General features: G+C 44.1%; 11 protein-coding genes. 10 read left to right on the top strand and 1 reads right to left on the bottom strand.

Annotated features, from left to right (window positions below; genetic code table 11):
• Positions 1 to 118 precede the first annotated feature (118 nt).
• The gene (locus tag GWR56_RS03745) at positions 119 to 2,599 is read right to left on the bottom strand and encodes a DUF5686 family protein (RefSeq protein WP_162429826.1); all 2,481 of its coding nucleotides are present in this window, start codon (positions 2,597 to 2,599) and stop codon (positions 119 to 121) included.
• Positions 2,600 to 2,729: 130 nt separating this feature from the next.
• On the opposite strand from GWR56_RS03745, the gene kbl reads away from it, so the two are divergent.
• From kbl to GWR56_RS03695, 10 genes are all read left to right on the top strand, one after another.
• Positions 2,730 to 3,920 (top strand): glycine C-acetyltransferase, encoded by a 1,191-nt coding sequence (gene kbl / locus GWR56_RS03740; protein WP_162429825.1) that lies wholly within the window; start codon positions 2,730 to 2,732, stop codon positions 3,918 to 3,920.
• 43 nt (positions 3,921 to 3,963) lie between these two features.
• Positions 3,964 to 4,998, top strand: coding sequence for a phenylalanine--tRNA ligase subunit alpha (pheS, locus tag GWR56_RS03735; protein WP_162429824.1), 1,035 nt, complete (start codon positions 3,964 to 3,966; stop codon positions 4,996 to 4,998).
• Entirely contained in the window at positions 4,999 to 5,412 is a 414-nt protein-coding gene (locus tag GWR56_RS03730; RefSeq protein WP_162429823.1) for a hypothetical protein, read from the top strand. It begins immediately after the preceding gene.
• Between the two features lie 3 nt (positions 5,413 to 5,415).
• Positions 5,416 to 5,997 carry a TetR/AcrR family transcriptional regulator gene (locus GWR56_RS03725; RefSeq protein ID WP_162429822.1) on the top strand — a complete coding sequence of 194 codons (582 nt, stop codon included), beginning with the start codon at positions 5,416 to 5,418 and terminating at the stop codon, positions 5,995 to 5,997.
• A gap of 66 nt (positions 5,998 to 6,063) precedes the next feature.
• Positions 6,064 to 6,702: a hypothetical protein gene (locus GWR56_RS03720; protein ID WP_162429821.1), complete on the top strand. Its 639-nt coding sequence runs from the start codon at positions 6,064 to 6,066 to the stop codon at positions 6,700 to 6,702.
• A 44-nt stretch (positions 6,703 to 6,746) separates the two neighbouring features.
• Entirely contained in the window at positions 6,747 to 7,052 is a 306-nt protein-coding gene (locus tag GWR56_RS03715) for a transcriptional regulator (protein ID WP_162429820.1), read from the top strand.
• A gap of 54 nt (positions 7,053 to 7,106) precedes the next feature.
• Entirely contained in the window at positions 7,107 to 8,462 is a 1,356-nt protein-coding gene (gene creD / locus GWR56_RS03710) for a cell envelope integrity protein CreD (RefSeq protein ID WP_162429819.1), read from the top strand.
• Between the two features lie 60 nt (positions 8,463 to 8,522).
• Entirely contained in the window at positions 8,523 to 9,254 is a 732-nt protein-coding gene (locus GWR56_RS03705; protein ID WP_162429818.1) for a ferritin-like domain-containing protein, read from the top strand.
• A gap of 58 nt (positions 9,255 to 9,312) precedes the next feature.
• Positions 9,313 to 10,743, top strand: a complete 1,431-nt coding sequence (gene rlmD, locus GWR56_RS03700) for a 23S rRNA (uracil(1939)-C(5))-methyltransferase RlmD (protein WP_162429817.1) — start codon at positions 9,313 to 9,315, stop codon at positions 10,741 to 10,743.
• 148 nt (positions 10,744 to 10,891) lie between these two features.
• Positions 10,892 to 12,682: an ATP-binding protein gene (locus GWR56_RS03695; protein WP_162429816.1), complete on the top strand. Its 1,791-nt coding sequence runs from the start codon at positions 10,892 to 10,894 to the stop codon at positions 12,680 to 12,682.
• The last annotated feature ends 7 nt before the right edge of the window (positions 12,683 to 12,689 follow it).

The following is a 12,689-nucleotide window of genomic DNA, read 5'->3' as shown; positions in this document are numbered from 1 at the left end:
TCATTGATACCGCTGCAAACGGTGTTAAATGAGGCGCAAATGTAGTAAAAAGTTCAAAGTTCAAAGTCGAAAGTATGTAAGATTAACTTTTGACTTTGAACTTTAGACTTTCAACTCTCTATCTGATCCCGTAAAATATCCTGAAGCCCTGCAGGTATTTTTTGTTGCCTGCATACGATATACCGTAGTCTACCCGGAAGATCAGGCGTTGAACGCCAACATAAAATTCACGGTAATTAGGGTTTTCTTTTGTTGTTAAAAAATTGGCGCCAATTACTTCTTCGAGTTTTAGCTTGCGGACAAATGGCACCTTACTTAATATCGCCCCGGCAAAATTATGCTGGTAATGCGCCTCGAAGAATGCACCGCCTGTGCTGAACTGATAAAAAGGCAGGAAATGAAAACTGCCTATGTACGTTGGATCAAAGGTAGTGCCCTGGTTACCCAAAAAATGATAAAAATCCATGTAGTACAATCTTCGCCTGTTAAAATAATCGCCCCCTACTAATTTAAACGACGAAAATCCGCTGAGGCCAATGCGCAGGTTGTTTTGCGATATATCCGCCGATGCAAAATCGTAATTCACATCCGACCCAAACACGCCATTTATCCCTTTGCGGTAATTAATGGTTAGGGTAGGATATTTTGATGGCAGGTTAAACTTACCTGTTGGCCTGGTGATGTATTGCTGATCGAACGTAAAGGTAACCGAAGTGCTGAACGTTAGCGCCTGGTTCTGGGGGAATAAGAAAGTACGATCTGTAGGTGGTACCGAATCAGGCACAAGGGGGTTATTAGATGTGTAATCTTTATTTTTTACATCCCTTATATGCCCAAAGGCGGTGTTGTACAATTGTGTACGGCTGGCGTAGTTTAAACCGGCAGTCCATAATACGCCGTTCCACAATTCGCGCTGATAGCCAAAGCCGCCATATTTAGAGCGATAGTATTTTACGTAGTTGTTTTCGTACAGTAAGGTGCTTAAAGTATTAAAATATAAGGACCGGGTACCCACGTTATTAAGGTCAAGCACATCGCTTCCTGAGTCTGTATAGAGTTTGGCGTTATGGAACGGGTCATTTAAATATTCTGCATGCACATTTGCACTGAAAAGTTTATTTGAAAACCCATAACGCAGGGCCGGTGTAATGCTGTACGAGTGCCAGTCGTCTATAATGTGGGTGTACCGTACTTTAGCATTAATTCCAAACCCTTCAACCGTGTTGTAATAAAACGTTTGCAGAAACGGAAAAACATGAAGCGAATCGCGTTCGTCGCGGCTACTGGCATCATATCCAAATATCAGATATCCGGGGTAGTTTATGCCATTCTTCTCGTGCTGCAGCGAATCTAAATACCTGTCGGTTTTTTTGTAAGCTGCAATGCTGTCTTTCTTTTCATAGTCGCGTTTTTCCAGCCGCGTTAAGGGTAACAGGCGATGCGTATCCCAATAACCCGAAGGTTTGCTGTTCGCAGCGGTATCTATGCGTAATATTTCACCGTTAAAAAATCCATCGGGGAATTTTGGATTAATTTTATAATTGTTAAAAATCCCCTCATAATAGCCGCCGAACTTAAAGCCTAATACCGACCCTTTAAAATTAAATTGTACAGCAGCAGGCATCCAAACACTGTCGGTAATGGGGATGTATTGCTGGCTTATACGCATAGTATCAACCAGGTTAAGGCTGCTCATGGTATTGGTCAGGTAAAGGTCGGCGCTATAAATACGCCATTCACCCTCCACTATATATATGTTTCCCTGAAAATACATGCCATGCGCACGCTTTGGTATAATTTCTATCTTATCAATGGTAAGCCCGTTTTGCACAGAACTACCCACTAACCTGTAATCATAATAACTAAACGCATCAGAAGCGAGCGGTGAAATGTAACCACGGGTGCTTAAGCCATTTATCTTAAATACATCGTTGTAAAAATTAACCTGCAGGTCTGATCCTTTACTGTAGTTGAAAGCCGTATTTACACCCGCCTCCCGTGAAGCTATAGTGATCTCTTTGATTTTATTTGGCCGTTCGAAATTAAAAGCCGACAATAATTCAGACTGGTAAAGTATTCCCCGCCCGTTGGAGTCAAGGTCTAAAGCCTGGGTAACCGCTTTGCTTGTTAACGATTTTGGCGAGCTTAACAGCCGCTGTACCGCTTTAATATATACCGAGCAGGAGTAGCTGTTAACTTCTTCCAGGTGTTGCCTGCGCTTGGCAATAGCCATACGCATTATGGTGTCGCCGGGGTCCAGGTTTTGTTTCCATTTGTCAGATACCGCGCTGAATTTAAAAACCTCGTTGGCAAGCTGTACGTTGTGTACCTCGTCGTGGTCGGTAATTGTAATGCTTTCGGTTTGTTGTGTATAACCGGTAAAACGGTAGGTAACGTTATAAGTACCCGGGCTTAGCTTAAATTGATAGCGGCCCTCTTCGTTTGCCGTTGTTCCGTAAGTAGAGTTGCGAATATATACCGATGTAAAACCCACGGGTTCGCCTTTAGGCCCGGTAATAAGTCCCGATAATACATATTGCTGCGCCGAAGTGCTTAACGACACAAGAATAAGTATAATAACAGGTAGGTATCTTCTCATACAAGGAATTTTACGTTTAATAGCATCTGTGGGTAAAATGTTTGATGCTACACGTAATTTATATAAAATGTTTTGCATAACCGTTCAATTACAGGTTATTGTTTAATTTTGGGCTTTAACAATTGTAATTATGTATAAAACATTGCAGCCGGTTTTACAGCAGGAACTTGCCGATATTGAAAGTGCCGGTTTATATAAACGCGAGAGAATCATTACTTCGCCGCAGGGTGCGGATATCACCGTGCAGGGCGGTAAGGAGGTTATAAATTTTTGCGCCAACAATTATCTGGGCCTTTCGGCGCACCCAAAAGTAATTGCGGCGGCAAAGGCTACTATGGATACGCATGGATATGGTTTATCATCCGTACGTTTTATCTGCGGTACGCAGGACATACATAAACAGCTCGAGCAAAAAATATCCGAATTTTTAGGTACGGAAGATACCATACTTTACGCGGCCGCTTTTGATGCGAACGGGGGCGTTTTTGAGCCGTTATTTAATGAGCAGGATGCCATTATTTCTGATGAGTTAAACCATGCATCCATCATAGATGGTGTGCGCCTTTGCAAGGCACAGCGCAAGCGTTATAAGCACGATGACATGGCCGATCTGGAAGACCAATTGAAAGCCACGCAGGATCTTCGTCACCGTATTATTGTTACTGATGGGGCATTCTCGATGGATGGCACCATAGCCCAGCTTGATACAATTTGCGCCCTTGCCGAGCAGTACAACGCCCTGGTGATGATAGACGAGAGCCACTGCAGCGGTTTTATGGGCAAAACCGGCCGCGGAACGCATGAGCACCATAATGTGATGGGTAAAATAGATATCATTACCGGTACATTGGGTAAAGCTTTAGGTGGCGCATCGGGTGGATTTACATCGGGCCGTAAGGAAATTATCGATATGCTGCGCCAGCGCTCAAGGCCATATTTGTTTAGCAATACCCTGGCCCCGGCCATTACCGGTGCATCAATAGCTGTATTGGATATGCTGAGCGAAACCACCGACCTGCGCGATAAGCTGGAGAGCAACACCAAATACTTCCGCGAAAAAATGACCGCCGCGGGCTTTGATATAAAACCAGGTGTGCACCCTATTGTGCCGGTGATGCTGTATGATGCCAAACTGGCCCAGGAGTTTGCCGCCAAAATGCTGGAAGAAGGCATCTACGTGATCGGCTTTTACTACCCGGTTGTGCCGCAGGGTAAAGCACGTATCCGTGTGCAGATCTCGGCCGCTCACGATGTCGCACATTTGGATAAGGCCATCGCGGCATTTACCAGCGTGGGCAAGGCATTAGGGGTAATTAAATAATCAGGCCGTATATTTGTAGTTACATTTTTGAAGGGATAAGTTAATGCAATCTAAGATAGATCAATATACCGCCGAGATAAAGGCGTTTACCGCCGCTAAGGCTGATGAACTGGAAGCGTTCCGTATAAAATATTTAGGTACCAAAGGGTTGATAAAGGACCTGTTCGAAGAGTTTAAAACAGTAGGCCCCGAAGAGAAGCGTACCTTTGGTAAGGTATTGAACCAGTTTAAGCAATTTACCGAAGCTAAATACCAGGAACTACAGGAAAGTTTCAAATCCGAAATCGAAAATCCGAAATTCGAAATCGACCTTACGCTGCCCGGCGATGGTTTTGAGGTTGGCTCGCGCCATCCGCTTTCGCTGGTACGTAACGAGATCATTGATATATTTAAGCGTTTGGGCTTTGTAGTTGCCGAAGGGCCCGAAATTGAGGACGACTGGCATAACTTCTCGGCGCTTAACTTCCCTCAGGAACACCCGGCAAGAGATATGCAGGATACCTTCTTTATACGCAAGGGGGATGGTGCAGACGACATCGCTTTACGTACCCATACCTCGTCGGTACAGGTGCGTATGATGGAGAACGGTAAACCGCCGTTCCGCGCCATTATGCCGGGCCGCGTTTACCGTAACGAGGCTATATCGGCCCGGGCGCATTGCTTTTTTCACCAGGTGGAGGGTTTATATGTTGATGAAAATGTATCGTTCTCTGATCTGAAACAGACGTTGTATCACTTTGTGCAGGAACTTTATGGCGAAGGTACAAAGGTGCGTTTCCGCCCTTCATATTTTCCGTTCACCGAGCCGTCCGCCGAAATGGATATTTCATGCACTATTTGTAAAGGCGCAGGCTGCAACATGTGTAAATACAGCGGCTGGGTGGAGATTTTGGGCTGCGGTATGGTTGACCCGAACGTTCTGGAGAATTGCGGCATCGATAGTAAAAAATATACAGGCTTTGCCTTTGGTATGGGCATTGAACGTATTACAAACTTAAAATATGTGATACGCGATCTGCGTTTATTTTCAGAGAACGATGTGCGTTTCCTGAAACAATTTACAACAGATATTATATAAATGAGAGTTATACCGGCGCTATTGATCATTTGCCTGCTATCTTCAGGGTGCGGTAAAATCGAAAATGTAGTTCCGCGTGTACCGGTAAACGTTAAAATAGTAAAAACAGATCCCCGTTACACTGCACTAAGCGCCCCGGGCGGTTATGCCTATGTTGCGGGCGCGGGTGTGGCCGGTATAGTTATTTACCGGCAGGTAGATGGTTCTTACGTAGCGTATGACCGTTGCAGCAGTTACCAGCCCGAAAAACTATGCGCCATTAACGTTGACGATACCGGTTTTACGGCTACTGATCCTTGCAGCGGATCAAAGTTCTCGCTATCAGACGGGAGCCCGGTAAAAGCCCCTGCTACCAAATATCTCAGGTCGTACGTTGTAAATACCACGCAATTTGAGATATTTGTTTCAAATTGACCAATGGAAGCCGATAAAATTAAAGATAGCATTAAGCGGGCAGCGCAGGATCTGTTCCGCAAATTCGGTTACCACAAAACCAGTGTGAACGAGATCGCCAAACGGGCTAAGATCGCGAAGGCTACCATATACAAGTATTTTGACAGTAAGGAAGCGCTTCTGCATGTTTTACTGATGGACTACATCAAGGTGAGCGTTGACGAACTGATAAACACCAACACCCCTGATATGGATGAGGAAGCACATTTGAGCAACCTCATCATGAAAACCTGCCGGCTATCATACACTGTTTGTAATGAGTTTATCGGCTGGGACTTTATCCGCGAGAGCACCAACTCGCAGGATTTTTTGAAGAACTTATCTAACGAACTGGAAGAACTGCTGGTGCACTCTTTTACCCAACTGGCCGGCATCCGCAAACACGAAACCTATCAACAGCGCATCCGTTTCCTCATCAAATGCAGCAAAAGCATTGTATTCAGCTTCGCATTCACCTCAGTAAGCGATAGCGACGTGCGGAAAAATTTCGTGTCGTTTCAGAAAGAAATATTGCCCTACCTGGTAAAGGCCGCAATTCAGGTTTAACTTTTTGATAATATTATTTGGAAGTTCCCCTTTTAATAACTTACTTTGAATAACAAAGTACTTTAAGTGAAACAAAACGAAATACAAGACGAGCTTACATCTATCCGCAGCATGATGGAGCGCTCCTCAAAATTTATTTCGCTTAGCGGCCTTAGCGGTGTGCTGGCGGGTATTTACGCGTTAATAGGTGCCGGGCTTGCCTATAGTATCATTTATGGCTCCGGCGGGTTTTATAACTACCGCGAGTATGTAATTACTGATCAGGGCCGTTCCGCCGCCGACTTATACACCTTAATACTTATCGCTTTGGTTGTGCTGATAGCATCAGTGGCAACCTGTGTGGTGCTTACCATGCGTAACGCCAAAAAGAAAAATCAACCAATGTGGGGCAACAGCAGCCGGCAGATATTATTTAACATGGCTGTACCCCTGATAGCGGGCGGCGCGTTGATACTTATTTTAATAAGCCGCGGCTATGTAGGCATTGTAGCGTCAGCAACGTTAATATTTTACGGCCTGGCGCTCATAAATGCAAGTAATTTTACTTTTAAGGATGTTAAGTACTTAGGCATTTGCGAAATTGTATTAGGTTTGTTTGCCGCATTACTACCGGGTTATGGTTTGCTTTTTTGGGCCGTGGGGTTTGGTATATTGCACATTGTTTACGGCAGCATTATGTACTTAAAATATGATAGTAAATCTTAAGTTGTTATAGGCTTAATTTTTACGGTATATTAAAAATAATATTGGTGAAAGTTCCATTTGAAAAACTTGATAAGGCGTTTGAGAACAGGCTGCGTTTGCAAATAATGAGTGTGCTGATGGTTAACGACCGGTACGATTTCAATTCGCTAAAGGAGCTGCTGGATACCACCGATGGTAACCTGGCATCGCACCTGAAGGCTTTAGAAAAAGAAGAATATATTACTGTGCATAAATCATTTTTAGGGCGCAAGCCTAATACTAATTACGAGGCAAGTGATAAAGGCAGGCAAGCCTTTAAGCAGCACCTTAATGCTTTAGAGCAGATCATAAAAAATCAGAAATTGTTATAGCTATATTTTTTTACATAATCACTTTGCAATTCAAAGTACTTTTAATAAATCCAAATGATACAAGAAGAACCGTTGGCCTTAAAAGGCATTATGAATTGGCTCAAGGAGTCGATCACTGTTAAATTAGTTTTTATTGGCTTTTTAATTTTGGTGCTGCTTATCCCATCATCATTAATTGACAGCCTTATCCGCGAGCGCGCCGAACGACAGGATGAAATGGCGAAGAACATAGCCGATACGTGGTCGGGCAGCCAAACCATAAAAGGCCCCGTGCTGGTTATACCTTATCGCAAAACCATAAAATATACTGATAGTGATAAAAAAGAAACTACGCGGGATGTAATAGAGAATTTATACATCCTGCCGGAAAATTTAAAGGTAAAAGCCGATATAAGGCCCGAGAAATTACACCGGGGAATGTTCGAAACTGTGGTTTACAATTCCTCAATAAAAATTGCAGGTAACTTTGGCAGGGCCGAACTTGGCAGCCTCTCGTTAGTGCCCGAACAATTGCTGCTGGATAAGGCAAGGCTGGAGTTCAGCATATCAGACCTGAAAGGCCTTAAAAATAATCCGATGGTAACTGCTGCCGGCCAGCAGCTCAATGCCGAGCCATCTTTTAACGCTCACCCTTTATTTAACGGCGGCCTGCAGGCTAACCTGAATTTAACCAATGTTGCAAACGGCGCTTTTACTTTTGATTACACGCTGGATCTGAAAGGCAGCCAGGAACTGCACTTTTTGCATCTTGGTAAAACCACCGATGTTGAAGTGGCAGGCAACTGGTCGTCGCCAAGTTTCGACGGGCGTTACCTGCCAGATACCCGCACAGTAGATACCAGCGGTTTCCACGCAAAATGGCGCATGCTGTATTACAACCGCCCGTATCCGCAGCAATGGGTGGTTGATAACAACTTGCTTACCGACAAAAGTAAGCTTGGCGATGCATCATTTGGTGTAAAGCTGCGCCTGCCGGTTGACCAATACCAGAAGATAACCCGTACCAGTAAGTACGCCATACTTATCGTGCTGTTAACGTTTGTGTCGTTGTTCCTCACCGAGGTTATTCGTAAGAACAGGATCCATCCGTTCAACTACATACTGATAGGCGCTGCCATGATCATTTATTACACCTTGTTGCTTTCGTTCTCTGAGCAGGTTGGTTATAATGCAGCCTATTTAATTGCATCCATAGCCACAATAGGGCTGGTATCGGTTTTCATTGCCTCGCTACTCAAAAATAAAGGCGCGGCCGCGCTATTTGCGCTGATACTATCCATCATCTACGTCTTTATTTTCGTCATCATACAATTAGAAGACCTGGCACTTATGATAGGCAGTATAGCACTCTTCATCATTACGGGGCTGCTCATGTATTTCTCGCGCAAGATCAACTGGGACAAACAGTAATAACCAAAGGGGCGCGACGTATCGCGCCTCTTTGTCTAAAAACGCTAAACATTAAAAACTATGCATACAAGTGATTATTGGATAAGGTATTTCAAGGAAAACGCCCGCCATAAAAGAGTGAACTGGACCTTGGCGCCGACCATAACGCAGGACGAGATAGCCACCGTACTTCCATCGTTACAGGCCTGGCAGTTGGGCGAAACCTCTGAAGGCCAACACCTGATAGCGGCCTCGACGCGGTATGCATACCGCCTGGGCGATCCTGATTATGTTGATGCTGTTAAACTTTTTATAAAAGAGGAGCAAAAGCACGGGTATAACCTGGGCAGGTATATAGACAAAATTGGACAAAAGCGTATAAAACATAACTGGGGCGATACGCTGTTCCGCAAGGTGCGTTATTTTAATACCAGCATGGAAATATGGACGCTGGCGGTTATTGTCGTAGAGAGCACCGCGCAAATATTTTACCAGGCGCTTAAACATGCCACCGGCTGCCGTCTGCTTAAAGAGATATGTACAGACATCTTAATTGACGAAGCGCCGCATATCGTTTTTCAAACAGAGCGGCTGGCCATAATCTTTGAAGGAAAGTCGGCATTTTCAAAGGCGTGGCGCAAGGTTGCTTATAAATACTTCTTTTATGCAACATCGTGCCTGGTATGGTATGCGCATAAAAAGCTGTTTATGGCCGGCGGTATCACATTTGAAATGTATGTGAATAAGATGCAATATAAATACAGCAAAACACTTAAAATAATAACAGCACCTGTAGTAATGGAAATTGCCTGACGCTTCAGTCAAAACCCGCGTTCTGAAAATTATAAAATAGATTTACCTTTGCAGCCTGATGAGTAGATCTGCAAAAAAACCTAAGTTCTTTGAGAACGTAAGCGTAATTGACATTGCCGAAGAAGGCAAAGGGGTTGGCAAAGCCGAAGATTTTGTGCTGTTTATTGAAAAAGCCGTTCCCGGCGATGTGGCAGATGTAGAGGTTTACCGTAGCAAAAAAAGCTTCGGCGAAGCCAAGATCATCAAACTCATCAAGCCATCAGAATACCGTGTGCCGGCATTTTGCGAACACTTTGGTACCTGCGGCGGCTGTAAATGGCAGCACATGACTTATCAGGCGCAGCTAAAATTTAAACAAAAGGCCGTGCACGATGCGCTAACCCGCATTGCCAAAATAGATGTGGGGCACATGGAGGCGATTGTACCATCACCGGCTGACCGCTATTATCGCAATAAACTGGAGTATACCTTCAGCAACAAACGCTGGCTTTACGATGGTGAGAACCGCGAAGATGAAATCCTGGATATGAACGCCCTGGGTTTTCATATCCCCGGCCGCTTTGATAAGATATTGAATATTAACCATTGCTACCTGCAGGCCGAGCCATCAAACGATCTGCGTAATAGCATTAATGCATTTGCCAAACAAAACGGCATTAGCTACTACGATGTGCGCCAGCATACCGGCGCTTTGCGTAACCTCATTATCCGCACCTCGTCAACCGGCGAAATTATGGTTATCGTCGTTTTTGCTCACGCGGACCAGGAGCAGGTAAATCTGTTAATGAACTATGTTGATGCCGCGTTCCCGCAGATAACATCGCTGTTATACATCCTCAACCAAAAAATGAACGACACCATTTTTGATCAGGAGGTTGTAGCATGGAAAGGTCCCGAGTTTATCCACGAGGAGATGCCCGCTGCCAATGGTGCTGTGGTGCGCTTTAGGGTTGGGCCGAAATCCTTTTATCAAACAAACTCTATTCAGGCCCTGCGCCTGTACGAAATAACCCGCGATTTTGCAGACTTTAATGGCAATGAACTGGTTTACGATCTTTACACCGGGGCGGGGACCATTGCGAACTTTATTGCAGGCCATGTGCGCGAGGTGGTTGGGGTAGAGTATGTGCCATCGGCTATTGAAGATGCAAAGGTAAACTCACAGATAAATAATATTACTAATACCAAATTTTACGCCGGTGATATGAAAGATGTGTTGGTGCATGGTTTTGTTGCCGCGCATGGCAAGCCCGATGTGATCATCACCGACCCGCCCCGTGCAGGCATGCATGCAGAGGTGGTTGCCCGGCTAATGGAAATCGAGGCCGGCAAAATTGTGTATGTGAGCTGCAATGCCGCTACCCAGGCCCGGGATATATTAGTGCTGAAAGAGAAGTATGATGTAGTGAGGATACAACCTGTAGATATGTTTCCGCACACACAGCATGTAGAGAATGTAGTGTTGCTAAAGCTGAGAACAGCACTATAGGTTAATTAAATTACTGTTCAGTTTAATCGAACGATTTTTCATCATAAAATAACCCGTTATATACATTTAACAGTACTGTAGGGCAATATTTATTAAAATGTTTTGGTAAATTAGCTTCATAAGCAAACCTATATTAATTGCTGTTACCATGGATATTTCTGTGCCTTTTTTTAATTTCTCGATAAAAAAGGTATTGGCCTTGCAACCCGACAATTTAAAGCGGGCAAGGATAAAAATAGTGTGTACCATTTTATTGCTTAGCCTGCTAAAAATAGCCATAATACTACCTTTAGTTTATCACGGCATACAACCGGCACATCTTTACCGCATAATTATTGTATTTGTTTTATACGCCGGTTTGCTCAAATATTTGCTGTACCGCCCTGATGATATCGACGTTATAGCCCATTTGATGATATTGATAGGGCTGGTGGGCATTTGGGTAAACCTCATTGTCATCCGTCAAAGCCTTAACCTGGTTACATTACAGTTTGTATTTATGATAACTTTTGTGGGGTATTATCTCATCAATAGCCGTCACGCCATTATATACAGCTTTTTTGCTATCGCCCCGGTTATGTACTACTTGCTGATTACCGACAGGAGTAAATGGTACCTGGATGGCATAAGCCGCGAACTACCTTCGCCAGGCTTCGAAATAATCGTTGTTTTGAACTTTATAACCATTGTACTTATCCATTACCTTTTTTACCGTGCCTTTAGGGATAATGTGGCCGAAAAAGAAATTTTGAACAAACAGCTACAGGCTACTATTGCCGAAACAAAAGCGCTTGCCGAATCGCGGTCGGTATTTCTTTCAACCATGTCGCATGAGTTGCGGACGCCATTAAACGCCGTTATTGGCATGACCAGCCTTATTAAAGACACAGCTACTCCGGAGCAAACTGAGAACCTCGATATACTGGAGTTTTCGGCGGTTAGCTTATTGACATTAGTTAACGATATATTAGATTACAACAAAGGAGAAAATGATAAAATAGTGTTAGAGGCCATACCTGTACACCTGCCGGTTTTACTACATAAGGTGTGTTCTGGCCTGCAGCAAAAGGCATCTGAAAAGGGCTTCCATCTGATATTAGATGTCGATCCACGGCTTAAAGAACATTGGGTGGTTACTGATCCCACCCGTCTTACGCAAATTATCTATAACCTGGCGGGGAATGCTATTAAGTTTACCGAGTCGGGGCAGGTGAGTGTTAACGCTACCGTAAACCATAAAGACAAAGATCACCTAACCATAAACTTCTCAGTGGCCGATACTGGCATTGGCATCCCTGTCGACAGGCAAGGAGTAATATTCGATCCATTTATGCAGGCATCAGCAGATACTACGCGCCACTACGGCGGAACCGGACTGGGGCTGGCTATAGTTAAACGTTTGCTGGGCCTTTTTAACAGCGCCATTGAATTAACAAGCCAGGAAAATAAAGGCTCGGTATTTTCATTTACTATTAAATTTGAACTGTATAAGGGCAATGTTAACCCCATATCGCTGCATACAGTAATGAATACCAGCCTTGAGGGATTGAACGTGCTGATTGCCGAAGATAACCGCGTTAACGCCCAGTTATTAGTAAAGCTGTTAACTAAATGGCAAATAAATGCGGTAATTGCCAACAACGGGCAGGAGGCGATAGATAAATTGTCGGCTCAAAACTTTGATGTGGTGCTGATGGATTTACATATGCCATTAATGGATGGCTACCAGGCCACACAAGCTATACGGTTATTAACCGATAGCAGCAAAGCACAGGTACCAATAATTGCGCTAACGGCCTCCGTCTCGCATAATATACACGATAAAATAAAAGAGGCCGGCATGCACGATTATCTGTCGAAACCATTTCAGGCCGCTGCATTATATCAAAAGCTGGAGGCTTTAAATGCGGCAAAACAGGGTAAGGTATTAGCAGGTTAGTGAAGGT

The organism is Mucilaginibacter sp. 14171R-50 (assembly GCF_010093045.1).
Classification (GTDB): Bacteria; Bacteroidota; Bacteroidia; order Sphingobacteriales; family Sphingobacteriaceae; genus Mucilaginibacter.
The sequence above is the reverse complement of the archived record's forward strand: the minus strand, read 5'-3'. Positions and strand labels throughout refer to the sequence as shown.

Bases quoted from the DNA above. Each gene is read 5' to 3' on its own strand.
- GWR56_RS03745 (WP_162429826.1), bottom strand. From the start codon at position 2,599: ATGAGAAGATACCTACCTGTTATTATACTTATTCTTGTGTCGTTAAGC.
- kbl (WP_162429825.1), top strand. From the start codon at position 2,730: ATGTATAAAACATTGCAGCCGGTTTTACAGCAGGAACTTGCCGATATT.
- pheS (WP_162429824.1), top strand. From the start codon at position 3,964: ATGCAATCTAAGATAGATCAATATACCGCCGAGATAAAGGCGTTTACC.
- GWR56_RS03730 (WP_162429823.1), top strand. From the start codon at position 4,999: ATGAGAGTTATACCGGCGCTATTGATCATTTGCCTGCTATCTTCAGGG.
- GWR56_RS03725 (WP_162429822.1), top strand. From the start codon at position 5,416: ATGGAAGCCGATAAAATTAAAGATAGCATTAAGCGGGCAGCGCAGGAT.
- creD (WP_162429819.1), top strand. From the start codon at position 7,107: ATGATACAAGAAGAACCGTTGGCCTTAAAAGGCATTATGAATTGGCTC.
- GWR56_RS03705 (WP_162429818.1), top strand. From the start codon at position 8,523: ATGCATACAAGTGATTATTGGATAAGGTATTTCAAGGAAAACGCCCGC.
- rlmD (WP_162429817.1), top strand. From the start codon at position 9,313: ATGAGTAGATCTGCAAAAAAACCTAAGTTCTTTGAGAACGTAAGCGTA.
- GWR56_RS03695 (WP_162429816.1), top strand. From the start codon at position 10,892: ATGGATATTTCTGTGCCTTTTTTTAATTTCTCGATAAAAAAGGTATTG.